This is a genomic window from Oscillospiraceae bacterium, assembly GCA_015068645.1.
GTDB lineage: Bacteria > Bacillota > Clostridia > UMGS1840 > UMGS1840 > SIG452.
The window spans coordinates 114033-136060 of record SVKD01000005.1; the positions used below are offsets into that span (position 1 = coordinate 114033).

Below are 22028 nucleotides of genomic sequence, written 5' to 3' on the forward strand. Positions count from 1 at the left end.
ATTCGTGTTTTTTCAACCCGAAAATGTGCTTTTACAAGTCAAAATATCTGCTAAAATACCCCTGCTGATAAATACCGTTCCCCCGTATCAGGAAAGAGCACAACAATATTTTTGCCACGATATTCTTCCCGCTTTGCAATTTGTACTGCACCACAGAGTGCCGCACCGGAAGAAATGCCTGCTAAAAAACCTTCTGTTTGTCCTAATTCTTTGGCAAACAAATAAGCATCCTCATTAGATATAGTGATGATTTCGTCGTAAATATCGGTATCCAATGCATCAGGAATAAAGCCTGCACCAATTCCCTGAATTTTATGAGCACCACTTTTACCACCTGATAACACGGGAGAAGATGCCGGTTCTACCCCAATGATTTTTACTTGGGGATTATTTTCACGCAAATACTTTCCTGCTCCGCTTAACGTACCACCTGTACCCACACCTGCCACAAACACATCTACCTTACCGTCTAAATCACGCCAAATTTCAGGACCTGTGGTTTCATAGTGAGCCAAAGGGTTTGATGGATTGGAAAATTGGTCGGGAATAAAACTATTCGGAAATTCATTTGCAAGCTCCTTGGCTTTGGCAATGGAACCTGCCATACCAAGGGAACCGTCTGTCAACACCAATTCGCCTCCATAAGCTTTCATCAGCATTTTGCGTTCTTCCGACATGGTTTCGGGCATTACGATAATGGTGCGATAACCTTTTTGAGATGCAATCATGCAAAGACCGATTCCGGTATTTCCGCTGGTGGGTTCAATGATTACGGAGCCTTGTTTCAGTTCCCCTGCTTTTTCGGCGTCTTCAATCATCTTTTTTGCCACACGGTCTTTGGCTGATCCGCCGGGATTAAAAGCTTCCAACTTGGCATAAATAGAAGCACAAAGTCCTTTTGTGTATTCTATTTTTTGTAATCGTAAAAGAGGGGTATTCCCTACCAGTTCTACTACTGAATTATAAATTTTGGGCATAGACACTTCTCCTTTTTGAAAGGAATTTCAAATTCTTTTTTAGTATAGCATAGTCTTCCCAAAATTTCAATAAAAACATACAAATCCATTAACCCAAAAATCATTTTTCAAATCAAAAATATACACAAAATAACAAAACATAATTGGTGTTTTGGATGAATTTGGGATTTTTCCGAGATTTTCCACAATAGATATTGACAAAATCTGTGGTTTGGTGCTACAATAATATTTAATATGGGATTTATGTCCGAATAGCTTTATTCAGTTTAGTTTGACCTGTTAACAATCGGTCATCTTCGTCCCATCAATACATAAAAAAACAGGAAGGTGCATGAAAATGTTAACAGACATCGAAATTGCTCAGAAAGCTACGATGAAACCCATTACCGAAATTGCCAAACAACTCGGCATTACAGAAGACGATTTGGAATGTTACGGCAAATATAAAGCCAAAATTTCTTTCGATTTTATCGAAAAACAAAAAGATAAAAAAGACGGAAAACTGATTTTGGTAACCGCTATCAATCCCACTCCTGCGGGAGAAGGAAAAACCACTACTTCCGTTGGTCTTGGACAAGCATTTAAAAGATTAGAAAAAAATGCTATTATTGCTCTGCGTGAACCCTCTTTGGGACCCGTGTTCGGTGTAAAAGGCGGTGCTGCAGGAGGCGGCTATGCTCAGGTAGTTCCCATGGAAGATATCAATATGCATTTTACCGGTGACTTCCACGCCATCGGTGCAGCAAATAACCTGCTGTGTGCAGCGGTGGACAACCACTTACATCAGGGAAATGCTTTGGGAATCCATCCTAAGAAAATTCTCATTAAACGTGTGGTAGATATGAATGACCGTGCTCTTCGTAATACCGTCATCGGTTTAGGTGGCGAAGTGGATGGCGTAACCCGTGAAGATGGGTTCTCCATCACCGTTGCCAGCGAAATTATGGCAATTTTCTGTTTGGCTGAAGATATTACTGACTTAAAAAATAAACTTTCCGAAATTGTAATCGGATACAACTATCAGAACCAGCCTGTAAAGGTAAAAGATCTGAAAGTAGAAGGTGCTTTAACCGCCCTGTTAAAAGATGCGATTAAACCCAACCTGGTGCAGACTTTAGAAAACTCCCCCTGCCTGATTCACGGTGGACCTTTTGCTAATATTGCTCACGGTTGCAACAGTTTAATTGCCACCAAATTAGCGTTAAAAATGGCTGATTACACCATTACCGAAGCAGGATTCGGTGCAGATTTGGGTGCTGAAAAATTCTTAGATATCAAATGCAGAAAAGCAGGATTAAAACCGGATTGTGTGGTAATCGTTGCTACTGTTCGTGCCTTAAAATATAATGGTGGCGTGGCAAAAGCAGACTTAAAAGCAGAAAACTTAGAAGCTTTGAAAAAAGGTATTGTAAACTTAGAACGTCATATTGCCAACATGAGAAAATTCGGTTTAAAAACCGTGGTTGCTATCAATTCCTTTGATACCGATACTCCGGCAGAATTTGAAATTATCGAAGAATGTTGCAAAAAGTACGACACCAAATGTGTTCGCAGTGAAGTGTTTGCAAAAGGCGGCGAAGGCGGCATTGACTTAGCAAATGCTGTAATCGAAACCTGCGAAGGGGAATCCTCCTTCCACCCCATTTATGATCTGGAGTTATCTGTGGAAGATAAAATCAGAACCATTGCTAAAGAAATCTATGGTGCAAAAGATATTATTATCACCAAACAGGCTGAAAAAGCCATCCAGACCTTAAAAGATAACGGATACGGCAATCTGCCCGTTTGTATGGCGAAAACTCAGTATTCATTCTCAGACGACCCCACGCAGTTGGGTGCTCCCTCCGGTTTTGATTTAACTATTTCCGAAGTACGCTTATCTGCAGGGGCAGGATTTATCGTGGTATTAACCGGTAAAATTATGACGATGCCGGGGCTACCCAAAGTTCCTGCCTATGAAAAAATTGACGTGGACGAAAACGGCAATATCACCGGTTTATTTTAATTTTTTTAATCTTCACTCATAAAAAGGAGAACTTTTGAAACGATGCAGGTTTACACTCATTCCTATGAAGAAACTGTTCAGTTTGCAGCGGAATTTGCAAAAACTTTAAAACCCGGTCAGATTATTCTGTTAGAAGGTGATTTGGGTGCAGGAAAAACATCCTTTGTAAACGGGCTCCTTTTTGCACTTGGATTTTCGTCGGGAGGTTGCAGTCCCACCTTTACGTTAGTGAATGAATATCCCACCAATCCGCCTATCAATCACTTTGATTTATATCGGATTTCCTCAGAAGATGAGCTATATGAGATGGGGTTTTCCGAATACTTAGAATCCGGCAGAGTGAATATTATTGAGTGGCCTCAGGTGGCGGCGGACATTTTAAAGGATTATCCTGTAACACGCCTTACCATTCAACATACCGACCGGGAAGATGAGAGGATTATTACCATTGAAGAATTATAAATTACTTGCGGCAGACACTTCTGCCAAAACTGCAACAGTTGCTCTTTTTGAAAACGAAGTAATGCTTGCAGAATACACTCAGAATATCGGTTTAACACATTCCGAAGGTTTTTTGCCGTTGGTGGAGGAAGTGCTTGTGGCAACCAAAAAAGATCTTTCCGAGATTGACTATTTTGCCATTACCAACGGGCCCGGTTCCTTTACAGGATTAAGAATCGGTGTTTCCACCGTAAAAGGTTTAGCACATGCTGTGAACAAGCCGTTGGTAGAAATATCCACACTGGATGCATTGGCAGAAAATATTCCGCATTTTTCCGGATATGTGTGCCCGATTTTAGATGCAAGACGTCAAGAAGTGTATGCAGCAGTCTATAAGAACGGAGAGAAAATCTTAGCAGATACTCCCCTGCCCTTAACGGAATTATTTTCATTTTTAAAAGAGCGTCGGGGAAAAGTAATGTTTTTGGGAGATGCTGCAGTAAATTATCGGGATGTTATCCAAAAAGCGTTAAAAGATAAAGCTGTATTTGCACCTGCACATCTGACTTTGCAAAGAGCGTCCTCTGTTGGAATTGCGGCAGCAAAACAAATCAAAGCAGAAAACACAGTTTCTTATTCCGATATTTCTATCCGTTATTTAAAAGCATCTCAACCCGAACAACAACTTTTCAATAAACAAAACAAAGAAAAATAATTTACCAAAACACCTTTGCTTCCTCAGTGAAACAAAGGTGTTTTTTCGCATTTTGGCAAAAAACATCATTCAAAATTGAATTTTTTCATAAAAAAGAAATTTTTTCAAAATTTTATCAAAAAATACTTGACAATTTGTTTCATGTTTGCTATAATATCATCCGTTGACGATAAAAGTCAATCCACTATGTGGCGGTATAGCTCAGCTGGCTAGAGCATGCGGTTCATACCCGCAGTGTCGATGGTTCAAGTCCGTCTACCGCTACCACATGGGAGCATAGCTCAGCTGGGAGAGCATCTGCCTTACAAGCAGAGGGTCATAGGTTCGAGCCCTATTGTTCCCACCAAAAAGCCGCACACGGATGTGTGTGGCTTTTTCTTTTGCTCACCATAATGTTGTCTAATGTTCATTTTGATGAACCAATCCGGAAAAATTTATTTCTTTTTTCATAAAAAACTTGATTTTTTTAATAAAAACTCTTTACAAATAAGAATTTATATGTTATAATAGCAAAGCTGTTAACTGAGTTTTCGGGAAAACGCCAACGAAACGCTTGGCACATCCTTGGCCCATTACTCGGGAACAAGTAAATAAAAATGCCATAAAATTGGCGAAGAAAAGGAGATTTCACCATGTTAAAAGAAGTGAAACAGAATTTAATCACTACCTACAAAAACCACGAAACCGATACCGGTTCTCCGGAAGTTCAGATTGCTCTTCTGACCGAAAGAATCAATCACTTAAACGAACACTTAAAATTAAACCACAAAGACCATCATTCCAGAAGAGGTCTGTTGAAAATGGTTGGTAAAAGAAAAGGCTTACTGGCTTATTTAATGAAAAAAGACATCAACCGTTACAGAGCAATCATCGAAAAATTAGGTTTAAGAAAGTAATTTTCTCGGTAAAGTTCTTGCTTGCCGGAATTACTTTTAAAGTCATTCTAAAAAACAAGCGGCAAGCTGATTATTTTTGTCAGCTTGCCGTTTTTTCATTCTAAAAAACAAAATATTTATCATATAAAAAAGAGAGGACAAGCTAAGGTTATAGCAATTGAAAAGGTTTTTTTAATATTTAGATTTGTAAGGAATTTTGCTTTTAAAAAGTATTTTTTCAAAAAAAGTAAAAAAGAAAATCCGTATGATTTCGAATATTAAAAATATCTTTTCAAGTGCTAAAGCCAAAGCGACCCTTTCTCTAAAACAAAAGAAAAGGAGATTTAAAATTATGTTCAGAACTTTTGAAACTACGTTCGCCGGCAGACCGTTAATCGTTGAAACCGGCAAAATGGCTCAGTTAGCAAACGGCTCTTGCTTAGTTCGTTGGGGTGAAACCGTTGTTATGGTTAATATCACCGCTTCCAAACAGCCCAGAGAAGGCATTGACTTCTTCCCCTTATCCGTTGATTACGAAGAAAAACTGTACTCTGTTGGTAAAATTCCCGGCGGCTTCTTAAAAAGAGAAGGCAAACCCACCGAAAAAGCTATCTTAGCTTCTCGTGCGATTGACAGACCTATCCGTCCCTTATTCCCCAAAGATTTAAGAAACGACGTTGTGGTTGTAGCAACCGTATTATCCGTGGAACAGGACAACCAGCCTGAAATCGCAGCATTCTTAGGTACTGCAATTTCTCTGGCAATTTCCGATATTCCCTTCAACGGTCCTATCGCTTCTGTTGGCGTTGGTTTGGTTGACGGTGAACTGATTGTTTGCCCCAACTCTGAACAGAGAGCTGCTTCCGATTTAGACTTAACCGTTGCAGGTTCCTTAGAAAAAATCGTTATGATTGAAGCCGGTGCAAACCAGGTTGACGAAAAAACCATGTTAGACGCTATTAAATTAGGTCACGTGGAAATCAAAAGAATGTGCGAATTCATCAACGATATCGCAAAAGAAATCGGAAAAGAAAAATTCGGCTATCAGTCTTTTGAATTAGATAAAGATATTTATGAAACCGTTAGAGCATACGCTGAAGATAAAATCAAAGCAGCTATCATCTCCGACCAGAAAGAAGTGAGAGAAGGCGGCGTTGACGCTGTATGCAAAGAAGTAACCGAACATTTCCAGGACGAAATTGATCCTGCAATCTTAGGCGAATGCTTATACAAACTGCAGAAAATGATCGTTCGCGGCTGGTTAGTGGAAGGCAAACGTGTTGACGGAAGAGCAATGGATGAAATTCGTCCCTTAGCTGCAGAAGTTGGCTTACTTCCCAGAGTTCACGGTTCCGGTTTATTCACCAGAGGTCAGACTCAGGTTATGACCATTGCAACTTTAGGTGCAGTAAACGAAGCTCAGTTCTTAGACGGTATTGACGAAGAAGATACCAAACGTTATATGCATCAGTATAATTTCCCCTCCTACTCTGTTGGTGACGCTCGTCCCTCCAGAGGTCCCGGACGTCGTGAAATCGGTCACGGTGCATTGGCTGAAAGAGCATTGGCTCCCGTAATTCCCTCCGTGGAAGAATTCCCCTACTCTTTCCGTTTAGTATCTGAAGTATTAAGCTCCAACGGTTCTACCTCTCAGGGTAGTATCTGTGGTTCCACCTTGGCATTGATGGATGCAGGTGTTCCCATTAAAGCTCCCGTTGCAGGTATTTCCACCGGCTTAGTAACCTACGAAGGCGGCAGAAAAGTATTCTTAGATATCCAGGGTATTGAAGACTTCTTCGGCGATATGGACTTTAAAGTGGGCGGTACTCATAAAGGTATCACCGCAATTCAGGTAGACATCAAAGTGGATGGCTTAACCTATGACATTATCGAAGAAGCATTCGAAATGACCAGAAAAGCAAGAATCCACATTTTAGATGATATTATGTTAAAAGCAATTCCCGCTCCCAGAGCAGAAGTTGCAAAATATGCTCCCAAAATGTTCTCCACCAAAGTTCCCGTGGATAAAATCCGTGAAGTGATCGGTGCAGGCGGTAAAGTGATTCAAAAAATCGTGGCTGATACCGGTGCAAAAATCGATATCGAAGATGACGGTTCCGTATTTATCTGTGCAGTGGATGCAGATGCAGCGAAAAAAGCATTGGCAATCGTGGAAGGTATCGTTTCAGAACCCGAAGTTGGTGCTGTATATCAGGGTAAAGTTACCAAACTGATGGCATTCGGTGCATTCGTGGAATATCTGCCCGGTAAAGAAGGTCTGGTTCACATTTCTCAGCTGGATACCAAACGTGTGGAAAAAGTGGAAGACGTTGTAACCGAAGGCGATGAAATTATGGTAAAAATCATTGAAATCGACAGACAGGGTCGTGTAAACCTTTCCAGAAAAGAAGCTCTCTTGGGCTAATTTTCGAACGAATTTCATAAATAAAAAGGAGATGGATGCTTTTTAACATCCATCTCTTTGTTTTTAATAAAAAATACATTTTAATCTCCACAACCGCCGCAGCCTCCGCATCCGCCACAGCCGCTACAACCGCTACAACCGCCGCAACTACTGCAGCCGCCGCAACCGGTACTGCTATTGTTGCTTTCCATACGAGGATATTTTTTAGCTGTTTCTTTGGCTTGTTGGACGGAGAAATTCCAAGCAGCATCAACTGCTGCAAAAATCTGCCATAAAAACGACTGATCATGCTGCTTTTGGATGTTTGCTCTCAGATTATAATACAAAAGAGCATAAGTGCGTAAAACAAAAGCAATCTCCTCCGGTTTCTGCGGCTTGGTTACATCCATCTTCACAAGATTTAAAATTATGGCATCATCCGGCGATTGTTGATGATACACGCCAGAATTAATCTTCTTTAAATATTTATCACTGTTTGCCGAAAAAAGCTTATATGCTCCGAACAATATGAAGGGATCAATAAATATCATATAATAAATTAATAATTTCACTGCTTTTCCGTGATGAATGCCCATAATCAATTTGGTACAGCAAAAATACATCACCACAGTTACCACAGCAGCAAAACAAATTTGGCGGATTGAATCAAATTTTTTTAACTCCGACTGAAATTTTTTATAATCTTCACTGGTGGCAACATGATCCGGAAAAACATTTCGAATAACTTCAAACAACGATTTTTTCTCATCATTTAAAAAGTGTATAATACGTTTAACGTTAGGATTTTTCTTGCAATATTGCTGAAGTTCTTCGTCGCTGATCTGCTGATTTTTCTGTAAATAATACTCTTTTTTTCCATCAATGATAGTAGTTTCTACTTGCAATATCCGGTGCAAAATACCTTTCAGAACATAGTAACCGACCTTATCGTATTTTTGAAAGCCACGCATCCAATCACTGTCATAAAACTTCATATCCTTTGTTTTTTTCAATAGATTTCTGATGAAAATTTTTTCTGAAATCACCAAACAAATCCATCCGAAAAGAACTGTTAAACAGTCAACTAAGAATACAATTCCCAAAAAATCTTCTCCCGGAATTTTACGAATAAATTCCGGAATATCATGATAGGCTAAGATGAAGGTCAAAACAAATGCAACAACACCAAATCCGAAAAAAACTCCCGGTGCTATCAAAGGAGTATATAATTTTGATGCTTTTTTTACAGCTTTTTTAGATGCCTTTATCGCCGCTTTATCTGCTGTGTTCACTTTTTTTCGGGCAACACTTTTCTGATACGCCGCCGTACCGGTCAAATCCGCACTACAATACGGACAAGTGCTTTCAAAAGAATCTACAATATATTTTCCGCATTTTTCACATCGCATCGTCTGCACCTCAACTTACTTTATTCTATAGTGTTTGAGTTTCACTGCATTTTACTATAACATAAGATACAAAATTTGTTTTTAAAATTAAAATACCGCCAAATGACAGCGGTGACTACATCCTAAAAAGATTACATCACAAGGCTCATCACCAGCGGTATGCGGAAATCTGATAAGTGCCTAATGATTGAATCTTTTGGCTCTACGTCCAAAACGAAGCTTATCTTACTATGATTTCCTATCGGATTCTTTCTGTAACTGCGGCAGTTTCATCTTAAAAAGATTACGCTACAAGGCACATTACAGAAGAAGTATTCGATTTCATAAGGAGCAGAGCAAGTGCCCAATAAATATACAATCTCCCCAAAACGTGATGCTACTGATGTACAACTAAAGATGTCTTTGACTGTGATGTCTGATGAGCTTACGTCCGAAGCGAGCTTGCCACTCATCGCTCCAAAATCATTTTAGCATATTCTTCCAAATTTGTCAAGATAAGAAAAACACCGCTGAAAACGACAGTTCTCAGACGGTGTTTTTCGTTAGTAAGGTGGTTTTTACTTCTTATTTTATACTATTTCCCAAAGTTCTTCATCATGGTATCCTGGGTGATAATGGTGCCTTCATCGTAATCGGAAGAATCGGGAAGAGCTGTTCCGTTATCAAACTTGAATCCACCAATCATCCAATCCAATCCCTGAACGGTGATACGGAAGGTGTGAGTGCCTGCATTAAGTTTGTAACTACCTACAGTATAGTCCACCAGCGACCAACCGGTACGGGGGATGGAGAATGCGGATTGAATGGTGGTTCCATCCAGATCCAATTTTGCGGTACAAGCAGCACCGGAGGTGTTACCATCGCTGGCACGTAACGACAAGGTGTAAGTACCTGTAGTGGGAACATAGAAATCAAATTCCAGCCATTCACCGGGACGAGTGTCACCCACTTCCCCACCGGGATATACGGACGGTTTGGAATGACTGATTTCATTGAATCTGTCATATTCTTTTGCAATAATCCAACGGTTTACATCCACAATTTCATCGCTTTCGAATGCAGCTTCGGGAGAACGTTCATATGCTAAAATTCTCCAGGTAGGATGTTCCGCTTCGTTCAGCAGATATTTATAGGCATCCTGCACCCCTGCTTCATTCATAATAGCTACTGCAGCAGCAGGCCAATTGCCGTCGGTCACTCTGACAGTACCGGTTTCGGTACAAACAGAATCATCGCAGGAATCGTTTGTGGTATCAGTATAGTTATTGGTTGCCACACATCCGCTGATATTAACGCCGCTTCTTGCATAAATCATCGCATCAGAGCCGGTTACAACGTTATTTGCCATGGTAATTGCTTCGGTACCTTCATCTAAATAAATACCGCCACGGTAATCCCCTGCATCTATTAAGTAGTTATTGGAAATATGCGTATTTTCCATACGGCTTAAGGTGTAGATATGTGCACCGTCTTCGGTCTTATGGGTAACATTTTCGATACGGTTGTGCGTAATGGAAATATCTCTGCAATCTGACACATCAGCACCCCATCCCCAACCAACAGAGATACCGGTATAAGGCACATCTTTGATATCATTATGATGGGCATTGATTGCTTTTGCGTAATAAATGGAGATTGCCGGGCATCCCGTGTATTCATTGGCAACACGGCGAATTACATTGTTTGCTACTTCCACATTGGTAACACGACCCTGACCGCTCGTTAAAGTGTTGCCATGCAGGAAGTGACCTAATACCAACGCAGTACCGGAAATATCACGGAAAATATTACCTACTACAGAAGAATTGGTCACAGCGTTATCCATGCTGACACCGTTGGAACCAAGACAAGCAAAATCACAGTTTTTAATAGTGATAGAATCTGCATAATTTACCGTAATCTGACCCGGGAATAAGCGATCTGCGTAGCCAACGGAAGATGTGCTGTAGCAATACCACTCGTTGTCTGCCTGATTGAATTTTGCTCCGTTTTCGGACATTTCGTTATAAGCGCTGTATTTGAAGGTTAAGTTGTTGAGTTCAATATTGGATGCCTTATTGGAGGTGGAATCGCCGCCTAAATAGAGCATTTTTTCAGTGGTGCCTGCATATACCTCTGCAGTGGTCATATCCTCTTCTTTATAAGGATAATAGTACATTTTTTTCGCAGTTTTATCGAAATAGAATTCGCCGGGTTCATCCAACAGCTCCAGTGCATTTTCAATGTAGAACTGTCTGCCGGTACCAATCTTCAAGTGCTCGTACCCCTGAGTGGTATGGGTTGCCCACTGAGGCTGCTGCATATCAAATACAGTGGTCACTCTGCCCTTTGTGATATTATTGACAGGAGTTCTGGATAAGGTCCAGAGAATGGGCCAACATACCATAACATCTCCTGGATTTGTTTTAATTTCCGGGAAATTGGTATTGGTAATTTTAAAGCCGTCAGATGCGTAAGAGCTACCTGTTTTATTATACAATGCAGTCGGCTGATATAAATAACGGCTTCTTGCTAAGGTTGCAGGATTGTCGTTTACATACAGCGTTCTGGTAGCGGTAATGTCAGATGCATCTGCCACCCAGATGGGAGAATCAGTCTGCTTGGTCCAACCTTCCACCTTGGTACCTGCATTAAATACCGGCGGATTACTGGTATCGTCACCTTTATAAATAACTTTGTAACCATTCTGACCGCTTACTGTTTCGTCAATGGTCATCATAGAGGTAACGGGATAATTTCCACCTGCAAAATGGACCACAATGTCGTCGGTCATATCAGAAGTCAGTTCTGCAACCAATTCATTGGCTCTTGCAAGAGTTTTTACGGGAGCGTTTTTGCTACCGTCATGATTATCATTTCCGGTGGGAGAAACATAAATGTCGGAATATACGGAAAGTTCCGGATTTTCTGCTTCTAACGCAACACCGGTATAAGGAGTTAAATTGGTATCTACAATAAAGGTTTTTAGGTTGGTATAGGAGCCCGGCAGAGAAACGGGATAGCTCCGTTTCACACCAACTGCCTGTGAAGTGGTATCAATGGTCGTCAGATTCAAAGCTGATATATGATTGGAAGAATCAAAATCTGCTAAAATCAACCAAAGCGTATCCACGCAATTTTCCAGTTTCAAAAAGTCCACAGTTGCAGATGCAGTATCTGCATTTAAGTTTAAGTTACTGATTACAGTTGCTTCTGTTTCAGTAGGTACGGCACAATCCTCCAGGGTTGGAACAATGCCTTCATCATAGGGAACAGAAGAAGCTTTGATTTCATAGCTTAAAACTTCACAACCGGCTTTTCCCACATTCTGTAAGTAAATGGAGGTAGCGCCCGCTTCTAAAAATACAAACAGATACTCTCCGTTGGAATCAAACCGATAAAACTGCTCGGTAGTATCAACAGGCAAATCAGCTTTATAGTCACCTGCAAAAGTACGAAGTACAGTTTGCCCGCTCATGGTTTTTGCCTGCACGTAGTAAAACCCGGTCTGAGGTACCGTCACATTAAATTTTGCCCATCCGTTTGGTTCTAACCAGAGATAATTGTCACGAGAAACCTGAGCATCGCTATAATCAACTACATTGCCCCAAACAGTATTCGCTGTTCCGGGCTTATCAATGGATTTGGTAGTGATGTTCTGGGGATACTGTTTCACCTGTTTTACCAATGGTAAGAAATCTAAAGATTTGGTAGCGCCGCTTTTATCCAGACGCCCTAAATCCAACAAAGCAAGCAACGCGTTATAAACATCTCTATCCCCTAAGAGTTCCACTTTAATTGTGTTTTTTCCTTTAGTTAAATAAATCAGCTGGTCCTGTGAATAGGTACTGCTCCAGCCATTGGTACCGATGGTGTGCTCGGTATAATAGCCTGCATCGGTGGTCACTCGGAACGTAGTGGTGCCACCGCCGCGTACCCAAGTGGTACGAAGCTGCATCACATAAACACCGGTATAAGGAACATTAATTTCCAGATTTGCCCAGTCTCCATATACCATAACAAAGCCGCCATTAGCATCCCAAGGGGCACTGGAGGACGCCTTATAGTCCACCCCGGGTACTGATGCCGTTCCGCCGGAGCCACTTTTTGCCAGCGCATTTTTCGGTGCAAATTCACCCACATAACCATTCTTATAGGTGGATGAAACACCACTGTACGCTCCGTTGAAAGCAGGCGTTGCCGCTGCTACGGGGATTGCAGGCAACAGCATGCAAATCGCCAGCAGAAGTAACAAAAGTTTTTTCATAAAAGAAAATCCTCTCTTTCCAAATAAATTCTGTTTCATTGATAAATAGTCATTTATATAAAAATTATTGTTTTCGTTCTCGTTCTAAGCCGGAAACCAACGTTTTTAAGTGCTCAATCACTTGCCTGTCGGTTTCTGTTAATTGCTGAAAAACACGGTCTTCAATTTCATAAAGTCGTTTTAATTTTTCATTGGCATATACTTTTCCAGCATCAGTTAAAACAACGTTCATTTCCCGTTTTTTCCCTCTGATCGGCGTAAGTATCACATACCCCTGCTCTTTCAGCTCTTTCACAACCGTATTCACCGTGGTTCTTGGCAAAATCCAGGTATCGCAAATTTCTTTTTGCGTATGAGTTTCCCCATCATTTAACGCATACAAAACCCATAAAAGCCGCGGCGGAACACCGCTTTTTTTAGCAAACTGTGCATAATAAGCATCTATTTTATAAAATTCTCGTCCAAATTCGTAGAAAAATGTTTTTGCGTTCAAAAAATTACCACCTTAAAATCCTAAATCGTATTTTAGCACATCTTTTTTTGCTTGTAAACCAGTAAATTTGACTTTTTACTATCGGAAAATTTGTTTTTTTTACGCAAAATACCGTCGGGAACAAATCGTTCCCAACGGTATTTTTACTTTCATAAAGTTAATTAGAATACTTTGGTTTCGATACCCAAATATTTTTCAAAAGCTTCCACTAAAGCATCTTTAGAATCACTTAAGGAAATGCCAACGTGATGTTTATATCCGTTGTCGGCCATATATTTACAGATATCGTTGATGCCTTCTTTCTGCACTACTTTACCGGAGCCAAAGAATTCAGCATCGAAAGGATCATCGGTAAATTTACCGTCAGACACAAATGCCAGCACTTTACCATTTTCGGTTCTGATGCTACCCCAGGTAATATCACCGGAACGGATTTTCGCTTTGTTAACACCTGCACCGGTGCCGGGGCCGAAGGTTTTCTTGAACATTAAGTGTTCAATGGTTTCCCCTTTGCCTTCCATCATGTTAATCGGTACAGGACCGCAATGGAACATAATTGCTTTATCGGTTGCATCGCCATAGTTATTGTTAAAATCCAACAAAGTAACGGGAGAACCGCCTACCAAAGATAAAGCTCTCATCATTGCTGCGTTTACAATATCGGTTTCACAAGCAGTTGCAATGCCTTTATGATTTAAGATACCAACACAGGTACAGGGTGCAATCGCAGTTTCGGTCTGGAATTCAGGCCAACATCTGATTGCTAAGGCATTTAAATTCAGTTCTTTTACTAAGTCTTCTAAAACGATTTCCAACTTCGCCATAGCGGTCAACTTATCGTCGCCCCATTCCCCTAAGTTGGTAACAGCCAGAATTTCTTCTTTCATTGCAGGGATTTTTGCTTCGTCAACTTTCTTCATTCTTGCAAATACTTCACTTAAGTCAACGGTTTCCACATTGATACCGGCATTCTGCAAAGCAATTTCGTCCACACGAACGGTTTTGAACGCGGAAGTTCTTGCACCGATACAACCAATGTTGAAGCTCTTCATACCGTTTACAACGCGGCAAATTCTTTCAAATTTGTCCAAATCTTTTTTGAAAGAATCAGAGGAAGGAGTACATACGAAATCGGTGGTCTGAGTGAATTTGATACCTGCCTGACGCAGAGCGTTACACATTGCGAATTTACCGCACATTGCATCACGTCTGTGGGCAAAATCCATTTTTCCCAGTTCATCAGGATATGCCTGAACCAAAATCGGCACTTTGGCATCTTTTAATGCAACCATCGCACCGTTTTCGTCACCAAAGTTGGGCAGACACAGGATAATCCCCTGATATTTGCCTTCGTTTTCTTTTAAGAAATCTGCAAAAATTTTACCTTCAGCGATGGTTTCAATGGCACCGTATCTGGTTTTGTCTAAATCAGGATAAATACAATCACATCCTGCTTCTTTGATTGCTGCAACCATTTCAATTCTTGCAGATTCAATTACTTCACCGGGGAAAAACCCACGGTTACCAACATATAATGCATAAGTTAAGCTCATAATAAGGTTCTCCTTTTATGGTAAAATTGTTTCAAATTTTAAAACAATTTTACTTATTTTTCTTGACTAGTTTACTCTGATTTTGTATAATGAAAGTGATATTCTAAATAAGAAAGCAGGTCAGACCTATGGTTTTAAAATACGACTTGGATAAAATCAAATCCTTTTTAACTGATTTTCACAATATGACAGGGCTAACCGTCAGCTTCTGGGATGCTGAGATGAATCAGCTTGCCTTTATGCCCCAAAAGATGCCTGCATTCTGTGAGCTTATTAAGCAAGTCCCCACAGGAAAAAAAGCCTGCCTGACCTGCGATAAACGACTCATTGTGGAATGTAACCGCCAGCTAAAACCCATCACGGCAAAATGCCACGCAGGTTTAGTTGACACCGCCATGCCCATTATGTATCAAGACAAGCCCTTGGGCTTCATCCTGTTTGGACAAATTAAGGACGGCTCCTTAACCGAAGAAGAATCCGAAAACCTGCTTCGTGACTTAGGCAAAAAACTTTCTCTTTCAGAAGAAAAGCTAAACGAAGCTTATCAATCCACGAAAAAACTTTTGCCTCAGGCGATTGAATCCACAGCCAACATTCTTCATTATGCCACATTACAGCTTTTAATCAGCAAAACCATTGATATGGGCGACCACACCCTTATCAATCAAATTGATGAATATCTGAAATTAAATTTAGAAAATCCACTTTCGGTTTCCCAAATCTGCGAGGAATTCGGTGTATCCAAAAACCGTCTGTATGCTCTGTGGAAAAAACATTTTGATGGGACGGTTGCCGACTACATCTTAAGCTTACGTCTGGAAAAAGCGAAGCATCTGCTAACCGATACCGACCTTCGAATACATACCATCTGCACCATGGTGGGTATCCCCGATTACAACTATTTTTCCAAACTGTTTAAAAAACACTACGGCACTTCCTGCAGAGATTATCGGAAACAGTTTCCGCTCAATTTAAAATAGCATTACGCCATATTGTATTTTTTGAGCATTTCTTTTTCGAAGTTCAGTAAGTACGCTGCTTCTTTATCGATGGTAGCTTCACAGGGATTTTCAACTAAATCACGGAATACGTGGATGTCTTTACCAACCTGTCCGCCCTGCATTACGAAAGGTTCAGAAATAATTCTGCCTTTGTAGTTGATATCAGCTAATGCACCGAAGATTTCATCCCAGTCTAAGTGACCTTTACCGGGAGCAGTACGGTTGTTTTCACCGGTATGGAAGCTGGTCAGTTTGCTGCCAACAGAACGGATTGCATCACCGATGTTATTTTCTTCAATGTTCATGTGATAGGTATCAAGTAAAATACCAATGTTGGGGCTGTCAAAGTTTGCAACATATTCCAAAGCTTCTGCTGCAGTGTTGATTAAGCAGGTTTCAAAACGGTTAACTGCTTCTACACAGTATGTAACGCCGCATTCTTCTGCAACTTTTAAGATTTCTTTCATGCTCTTGATACTCTGATTCCAGTATGCAGCTTTGTTATCATTGAAATCAGCAGGAGTTCCCCAACCGGAATAGCTTACGCCGGACAATAAGGTTCCGCCGCCAACTTTCATTTTACGGATAATATTCTGTAAGTATTCTACACCGCCTTTTCTTACGGTTTCATCCAAAGAAGAAACGTCGTAAGCAGGGTCTAAACCTAAGCTGTAGGTCAGCTCGATACCCACTTCGTCAGCCAATGCACGTAAAGAACGGATTTTGTCGTCAGACATTTCAAGTAAGGGCTGTGCCTGGAATTCTAATACATCAAAGCCGATTTCTTTTGCTTTTCTGATGTACTTTGCATGATCTGCATCCCAGTTCTTTTCCCAAAAATTCATAAAAATACCTAATTTGTTCATAAGATAGGCCTCCTAATATATGAAATATATAAATATATTTTTTCCTACTATCATTATAACGGAATATTCCTATAGAAAATAGCTAATTTCTTCCCTTAAATATGGTAATTTTGTTTTGCGATGTGACAAAATTACACGGTTATATGCACAAAAGAGCAAAAAAGTCTTTTGTGCTTTTTGTTTTATTTTCACATTTTTTTGAAATTTTCATAGAAAGATAGTGAGGCTGTTTTACAAAAAAAATCCCCCAAACAGTACTCAACATTTTCCACGAGAAAGGAATCTAACCATGTTAGAATATATGTTTGATTTTATGCCCCGTGTGGGGTATGCGTTTGTAGTTCCTCAGATGCTTAACAAAACCTATTCCCTTTGCGAAGCATTAGAAGCAGGAACCTTATTTCCCGAACTGAATATCCCTATGGAGGAATATGTACCCAAACAGTGCGGAGGATGTAAAAAATGAGAAAAAATCAGTTATTAAGACAAATTCAGGAATATGATTTTGCCGTCAATGAATTGACACTGTATCTGGATTCCCACCCCACTGATAAAAACGCTATCGAAAAACACGCCGCCTGGGCAAAAGACCTGGAACTGCTAAAATTGGCATACACCAAAGAATTCGGCCCCTTAACCGCCTGTGACGGTTCAAAGCACGGAAGCTGGAGCTGGGTCAACGACCCATGGCCCTGGGATAATACTTGTGAGGTGAAATAATATGTGGGAATATCAGAAAAAATTACAGTTTCCGATTAACATCAAAAACCCTAACCCGAAGCTTGCCAGCTTCATCGTCAGCCAGTACGGTGGTCCCGACGGTGAATTAGGGGCATCTATGCGATATTTATCTCAGCGTTACTCTATGAAGGATAACACAGCTAAGGCACTCTTAACCGATATTGGCACAGAAGAGCTTGCCCACTTGGAAATGGTGGCAACCTTAATTCATCAGTTAACCAAAAATGCCACCACAGGCGAGATTGAAAACAGCCCTATGGCAGCCTATTATATCGACCATGCCAAGGGGGTATACCCTACTGCTGCAGCAGGAAACCCCTGGAAAGCGGAATATATTGCCGTAAAAGGAGATCCCATCGCTGACTTGGTGGAAGACTTGGCAGCAGAGCAAAAAGCACGTGCCACCTACGACAACATTTTAAGAATGTGTGATGACAAAGACGTGGAACGGGTCATCCGTTATCTTCGTGAACGCGAAGTAGTTCACTTCCAGCGGTTTGGTGAGGTATTAAACCGGATTCAGTCGGGTGAATGTGAGCCGAAGAAATTTTATATGAATGACTGCTGATGCAAGATGTAGTATAATTGTATCACAAACATCACCTCGGAAACCGTTTGGGTTCCGGGGTGATTGAATTTCTCTTGCGTTTGTGATTTGTAAAACGCAACTTGATTTTGGCGATGGTAATTTTTGTTTTTTATTGGATTTAATACAAAAGTCCTTGAAAATAGCTGATGGTTAAAAAAATTATCCCTCCAATCTGTACGGCTCTTGAAATTCGTATATATATGTGATATAATTACATTTAAATGAACTAAAAAGGTAACTTTTATGGATAAAGATATCAGCTCCGAACGGATAACCGGTCATACTTTCGCAATCAGGAATCTATAAAATTATGCGTAAATTGTGTCGTATAATACAACTGTCCGAAAGGTGGATGGTTGTTAAGTTTGGTAAGAAAGCAAGGTGAAAGCATTGAGAATAGCTATATGCGATGATGAAACAAAGATTTTAGATGAGGTTTCGTACCATATCAAAAAACATTCCGAAAAAAGCAGAAAATCAGAACTTGAAGTTATGACCTTCAACTCTGCAAGTTTGCTTCTGAATAGCATTGATAATGGTGCCTTGTTTGACATATTTATCCTTGATGTGTATATCGGTGAGGAAATGGGGACAACGCTTGCAAAGGAAATCAGAGCAAGAGAAATTGAAAACCCGATTATATTTTTAACAACCTCAATAGAACATGCTCCGCAAGGTTATGAAACAGGAACCCTTCGCTATCTGATAAAACCGCTGGAACCTGAAAAGTTTTATGAAGCGATAGATGTTGCGCTCTTGCAAGCAGAAAAATTACAAAGCAAACTGATTCGGCTCAAAACTGAAAACGGCATAGAGAGTATCAACGCAAACAATATTATGTATTCGGAAGCACACGACCATTACCAATATATAACGCTTGAGAATACTCAGTTACTCAAAGTAAGAATGACGGTTTCAGAGCTTTATGCAATACTTGCAAAGAATGACGGCTTCTTCCGTTTGGGGAGTGCATACATTATAAACCTGCGCAACATAAAGAATTTGACCTCATCTGAGATTCTTCTTTATAACAACAAAACGATACCGATACCGAGAGGTAAGCACGCTGAACTGAAAAAAGTTTTTTGGAACTTTCAATGTGAATGACAGGAGGATTAACAGAATATGACTGCAACAATCATAGAACTCATACTCTTACTTGTAGCACACGCCACCGCAGGTATTTACTCCTCCCCTCTCAAATACAGCAAAAAAACAACCTATATCATCTGGGGTGCCTGGATCGCATTTCAAACCGCACTTCTGCTTTGCTCGGAATTGGTGCTGAAGAATTGGGGGTTACAGTTCTTTATTGGATTTATTCTTGCACTTGTGGGTCAATATGTGATTTTTTTTGTAACCACCAAAGGCAGATTGGCTCAAAGAGTGTTTACCATACTGACCTATTCGATATTCTTCTGCATTATTACATCACCGTTTATTATGGTGAAAGACAAGCTCAGCGAGTTTCATTGGTTACTCACCGTGCTTGTTCAGGCGGTTTTGCTTTTTGCTGTCGTCATCTATTTCCTTTGCTATGTTTGTCCGTTGTACCACAAGGCATCCAAGAATATAACGACAGGTTGGACACCTTTGATTTTTGTAAATATCGTTTTTCTTATAACGATAATACTGTCCTCGGTATTCCCGGTAAGACTTGCAGGATTTGACGATCCTGCGTTTATCACATTTGTTTTTTTAAGCATTTCCATTTTGTCTGTATATCCGGTTATTTTTTCAAACATTAACAGTTTATCCGAAGCAGCAATGAAAAAAGCGGTAGATACACAAAACAAACTGCTTATGGCACAGATTGAGGCAGAAAATGCACAACTTGCCATTGAAAACCATGCAAAACATGACCGCCGTCACCATAATCTCATTATGTTGGAGTATGCCAATAACAATGATTTTGAAAGCGTAAAGGAATACCTAAAAAATCTTGTGCAAATTGATAAAGAAGCATCCGGTGAAGTGCGCTACTGCGAAAACGGAACGATTAACACCATTATCACTGTTTACGAAAGACGTGCAAAAGAACAAGGAATCTCCGTAAAAGTTGCTGCGGAGAGTAGCCGCGAACTTACTGTTCTTGCGCAAGACCTAGTGGTGGTCATTGCCAATCTCTTCGAAAATGCAATCAATGCCACAGCAAAGCTGAAAAACAAGGATAAGTTTATAGATATTCGTATAAAAGAAAACTACAAACGCCTTGTGATAAAGGTGGAAAATCCTTGCAAAACAAACTATACCTTTGATGAGTCCGGCTTTGGTGTTGGTATCCGTTCAGTCATCGCCACCACAAGCAAATATGAAGGCATGTATGATTTCACCGCCGAGGATGGAATGTTCTCTGCAAAAATCATCCTGAATCTGAAATAAAACTACAATCTACGACAAAAAATGTACAATGTACGCCAAACTCCCCATTTTGGGGAGTTTTTTTGTTATACTCTTTTATAAGTATTGTACTCTGTTTTTTAGAGAAAGCATATGACATTTGTGCAAGGGAGGCATAATCGTGAACGAAAAAAAATATGACGAAAACGGTTATCTTGTTATATCTGAAACAGACACTTGCCCTTTATGGGAAAAAGATACGATTCCGAGTGCTTTCGCTTGTACGAAAGACTGCTTTTATTGCCGATTTACAGACTTCCGCACAGAAGAGACAATAATACGTGCCCAAGAAACACCACGGGGTGAAAAGTTATATAGCATATGTCAGAACAAGGAAAATAAGAAAAAGGGCGGGATAAAGCTATGAACAGAATCAACGAATACGATTATTATGTTGCGCTGATTACAGCAACAGCAACCGAAGAAGAAGGATTGCGACATATATATAAGAATTGGGAACCTGTATTTTTGGAAGGTGATGACCAAAAATACTACAAAACCGCCTTTGAGCGTGGTGGCAAAACCTTTAAGGTCATCACTGCAAGACAGAACGAAATGGGAATGACAGCGGCAGGTGTCCTTACGATGAAAATGATTTCTGTTTTTCGTCCCAAATACGTTTTCATGGTTGGGATTGCAGCAGGCGTTGCCCATAAAAATGCAGTAGAACAAATCTATGGCGACATTGTAATTCCGGACATTGTATGGGACTATTCTTCCGGTAAATTCGTTTCATCCGGTAAAGCCCGCGTGAACTTCGGTGGTGTCGGTTTTATTCCAAGACCACACTTTATCAATACGGATGAAGCTGTTTTGGAGGCAGTGGAGCATGCTATAGAAAGTCCGAAGAACGAATACCACGTACATATCGGCCCTATGGCATGCGGCTCAACCGTAGTGGCAAACAGTGAGGTTGTAGAAAAACAAATTCATTCCCAATACGGCAATACCGCAGCTCTTGATATGGAGTCCTATGCAGTAATGTATGCAGTAAAGGAAGCCACGTTGCCAAGGCCGAAAGGACTTATTATAAAAAGTGTGTGTGACTATGCAGACGAAGAAAAATCAGATCAGTATCAAAAGTTCGCAGCATTCAACAGTGCACAGTTCGCCAAGCTTTTGTATGAAGATTTTTTGAAATGAGGTGTAAACAATGAAACTAAAAAGATTGATATGCTTACTGCTCGCACTTCTTATGACGGTCAGCCTTTTGGCAGGATGCGGTGGCAAGACGGAGCAACAAAAGAAGTTTGAAACATTTGAAGATTTCGAAAATGCAAGACTCGGTGTTCTTACCGGAAGTGTTTTTGATA

At 40.4% G+C, this 22028-nt stretch carries 19 protein-coding genes and 2 tRNA genes; 15 read left to right on the plus strand and 6 right to left on the minus strand.

What is annotated here, in order from left to right; translation table 11 throughout:
- Window positions 1–50: 50 nt before the first annotated feature.
- Window positions 51–977 (minus strand): cysteine synthase A, encoded by a 927-nt coding sequence (gene cysK, locus E7413_03375; protein MBE7018903.1) that lies wholly within the window; start codon window positions 975–977, stop codon window positions 51–53.
- A 337-nt stretch (window positions 978–1314) separates the two neighbouring features.
- On the opposite strand from cysK, the gene E7413_03380 reads away from it, so the two are divergent.
- The 7 genes from E7413_03380 to E7413_03410 all read left to right on the plus strand — a co-directional run bounded on the left by E7413_03380 (window position 1315) and on the right by E7413_03410 (window position 7438).
- Entirely contained in the window at window positions 1315–2982 is a 1668-nt protein-coding gene (locus E7413_03380; protein ID MBE7018904.1) for a formate--tetrahydrofolate ligase, read from the plus strand.
- A 42-nt stretch (window positions 2983–3024) separates the two neighbouring features.
- Window positions 3025–3444, plus strand: coding sequence for a tRNA (adenosine(37)-N6)-threonylcarbamoyltransferase complex ATPase subunit type 1 TsaE (gene tsaE / locus E7413_03385; GenBank protein ID MBE7018905.1), 420 nt, complete (start codon window positions 3025–3027; stop codon window positions 3442–3444).
- The gene (gene tsaB, locus E7413_03390; protein ID MBE7018906.1) at window positions 3413–4138 is read left to right on the plus strand and encodes a tRNA (adenosine(37)-N6)-threonylcarbamoyltransferase complex dimerization subunit type 1 TsaB; all 726 of its coding nucleotides are present in this window, start codon (window positions 3413–3415) and stop codon (window positions 4136–4138) included. The genes tsaE and tsaB overlap by 32 nt, the downstream gene beginning before the upstream one ends.
- A 190-nt stretch (window positions 4139–4328) precedes the next feature.
- Window positions 4329–4405, plus strand: a tRNA-Met gene (locus tag E7413_03395).
- A 3-nt stretch (window positions 4406–4408) separates the two neighbouring features.
- Window positions 4409–4484 (plus strand) — tRNA-Val (locus tag E7413_03400).
- A gap of 286 nt (window positions 4485–4770) precedes the next feature.
- Window positions 4771–5034, plus strand: a complete 264-nt coding sequence (gene rpsO / locus E7413_03405; GenBank protein ID MBE7018907.1) for a 30S ribosomal protein S15 — start codon at window positions 4771–4773, stop codon at window positions 5032–5034.
- A 331-nt stretch (window positions 5035–5365) separates the two neighbouring features.
- Window positions 5366–7438 (plus strand): polyribonucleotide nucleotidyltransferase, encoded by a 2073-nt coding sequence (locus E7413_03410; GenBank protein MBE7018908.1) that lies wholly within the window; start codon window positions 5366–5368, stop codon window positions 7436–7438.
- A gap of 80 nt (window positions 7439–7518) precedes the next feature.
- On the opposite strand, the gene E7413_03415 is transcribed toward E7413_03410, so the two are convergent.
- From E7413_03415 to E7413_03430, 4 genes are all read right to left on the minus strand, one after another.
- On the minus strand, window positions 7519–8520 hold the full coding sequence (locus E7413_03415) for a hypothetical protein (protein ID MBE7018909.1): 1002 nt from the start codon (window positions 8518–8520) through the stop codon (window positions 7519–7521).
- An 880-nt stretch (window positions 8521–9400) separates the two neighbouring features.
- Complete coding sequence (locus tag E7413_03420; protein MBE7018910.1) at window positions 9401–13111, minus strand: carbohydrate-binding protein; 3711 nt, start codon at window positions 13109–13111, stop codon at window positions 9401–9403.
- A 25-nt stretch (window positions 13112–13136) separates the two neighbouring features.
- Window positions 13137–13565 carry a MarR family transcriptional regulator gene (locus E7413_03425; GenBank protein ID MBE7018911.1) on the minus strand — a complete coding sequence of 143 codons (429 nt, stop codon included), beginning with the start codon at window positions 13563–13565 and terminating at the stop codon, window positions 13137–13139.
- 161 nt (window positions 13566–13726) lie between these two features.
- Window positions 13727–15118 (minus strand): hypothetical protein, encoded by a 1392-nt coding sequence (locus tag E7413_03430; GenBank protein ID MBE7018912.1) that lies wholly within the window; start codon window positions 15116–15118, stop codon window positions 13727–13729.
- A gap of 128 nt (window positions 15119–15246) precedes the next feature.
- Between E7413_03430 and E7413_03435 the strand changes: the two genes are divergently transcribed.
- On the plus strand, window positions 15247–16098 hold the full coding sequence (locus E7413_03435) for a helix-turn-helix domain-containing protein (GenBank protein MBE7018913.1): 852 nt from the start codon (window positions 15247–15249) through the stop codon (window positions 16096–16098).
- A gap of 2 nt (window positions 16099–16100) precedes the next feature.
- Here the strand turns inward: E7413_03435 and E7413_03440 are convergent, their stop codons facing one another.
- Window positions 16101–16985 carry a sugar phosphate isomerase/epimerase gene (locus E7413_03440; protein ID MBE7018914.1) on the minus strand — a complete coding sequence of 295 codons (885 nt, stop codon included), beginning with the start codon at window positions 16983–16985 and terminating at the stop codon, window positions 16101–16103.
- Between the two features lie 289 nt (window positions 16986–17274).
- Between E7413_03440 and E7413_03445 the strand changes: the two genes are divergently transcribed.
- From E7413_03445 to E7413_03475, 7 genes are all read left to right on the plus strand, one after another.
- Window positions 17275–17451 carry a spore coat associated protein CotJA gene (locus E7413_03445; GenBank protein ID MBE7018915.1) on the plus strand — a complete coding sequence of 59 codons (177 nt, stop codon included), beginning with the start codon at window positions 17275–17277 and terminating at the stop codon, window positions 17449–17451.
- On the plus strand, window positions 17448–17705 hold the full coding sequence (locus E7413_03450) for a spore coat protein CotJB (protein MBE7018916.1): 258 nt from the start codon (window positions 17448–17450) through the stop codon (window positions 17703–17705). Before E7413_03445 ends, E7413_03450 begins: the two co-directional genes overlap by 4 nt.
- Window position 17706: 1 nt before the next feature.
- A complete protein-coding gene (locus E7413_03455; protein MBE7018917.1) occupies window positions 17707–18294 on the plus strand; it encodes a manganese catalase family protein in 588 nt (195 codons plus the stop codon).
- 402 nt (window positions 18295–18696) lie between these two features.
- The gene (locus tag E7413_03460) at window positions 18697–19422 is read left to right on the plus strand and encodes a response regulator transcription factor (protein ID MBE7018918.1); all 726 of its coding nucleotides are present in this window, start codon (window positions 18697–18699) and stop codon (window positions 19420–19422) included.
- Window positions 19423–19440: 18 nt separating this feature from the next.
- Window positions 19441–20697 carry a GHKL domain-containing protein gene (locus tag E7413_03465; protein ID MBE7018919.1) on the plus strand — a complete coding sequence of 419 codons (1257 nt, stop codon included), beginning with the start codon at window positions 19441–19443 and terminating at the stop codon, window positions 20695–20697.
- Window positions 20698–20836: 139 nt separating this feature from the next.
- Entirely contained in the window at window positions 20837–21082 is a 246-nt protein-coding gene (locus tag E7413_03470; GenBank protein MBE7018920.1) for a hypothetical protein, read from the plus strand.
- On the plus strand, window positions 21079–21858 hold the full coding sequence (locus tag E7413_03475; GenBank protein MBE7018921.1) for a 5'-methylthioadenosine/S-adenosylhomocysteine nucleosidase: 780 nt from the start codon (window positions 21079–21081) through the stop codon (window positions 21856–21858). The genes E7413_03470 and E7413_03475 overlap by 4 nt, the downstream gene beginning before the upstream one ends.
- Window positions 21859–22028: the final 170 nt, after the last annotated feature.

What these genes read in the sequence shown, in the direction of transcription:
- E7413_03475 (MBE7018921.1), top strand. Translation starts at nt 21,079, where the DNA reads ATGAACAGAATCAACGAATACGATTATTATGTTGCGCTGATTACAGCA.
- E7413_03430 (MBE7018912.1), bottom strand. Translation starts at nt 15,118, where the DNA reads ATGAGCTTAACTTATGCATTATATGTTGGTAACCGTGGGTTTTTCCCC.
- tsaB (MBE7018906.1), top strand. Translation starts at nt 3,413, where the DNA reads ATGAGAGGATTATTACCATTGAAGAATTATAAATTACTTGCGGCAGAC.
- E7413_03455 (MBE7018917.1), top strand. Translation starts at nt 17,707, where the DNA reads ATGTGGGAATATCAGAAAAAATTACAGTTTCCGATTAACATCAAAAAC.
- E7413_03380 (MBE7018904.1), top strand. Translation starts at nt 1,315, where the DNA reads ATGTTAACAGACATCGAAATTGCTCAGAAAGCTACGATGAAACCCATT.
- tsaE (MBE7018905.1), top strand. Translation starts at nt 3,025, where the DNA reads ATGCAGGTTTACACTCATTCCTATGAAGAAACTGTTCAGTTTGCAGCG.
- E7413_03465 (MBE7018919.1), top strand. Translation starts at nt 19,441, where the DNA reads ATGACTGCAACAATCATAGAACTCATACTCTTACTTGTAGCACACGCC.
- rpsO (MBE7018907.1), top strand. Translation starts at nt 4,771, where the DNA reads ATGTTAAAAGAAGTGAAACAGAATTTAATCACTACCTACAAAAACCAC.
- E7413_03410 (MBE7018908.1), top strand. Translation starts at nt 5,366, where the DNA reads ATGTTCAGAACTTTTGAAACTACGTTCGCCGGCAGACCGTTAATCGTT.
- E7413_03445 (MBE7018915.1), top strand. Translation starts at nt 17,275, where the DNA reads ATGTTAGAATATATGTTTGATTTTATGCCCCGTGTGGGGTATGCGTTT.
- E7413_03450 (MBE7018916.1), top strand. Translation starts at nt 17,448, where the DNA reads ATGAGAAAAAATCAGTTATTAAGACAAATTCAGGAATATGATTTTGCC.
- cysK (MBE7018903.1), bottom strand. Translation starts at nt 977, where the DNA reads ATGCCCAAAATTTATAATTCAGTAGTAGAACTGGTAGGGAATACCCCT.
- E7413_03435 (MBE7018913.1), top strand. Translation starts at nt 15,247, where the DNA reads ATGGTTTTAAAATACGACTTGGATAAAATCAAATCCTTTTTAACTGAT.
- E7413_03440 (MBE7018914.1), bottom strand. Translation starts at nt 16,985, where the DNA reads ATGAACAAATTAGGTATTTTTATGAATTTTTGGGAAAAGAACTGGGAT.
- E7413_03420 (MBE7018910.1), bottom strand. Translation starts at nt 13,111, where the DNA reads ATGAAACAGAATTTATTTGGAAAGAGAGGATTTTCTTTTATGAAAAAA.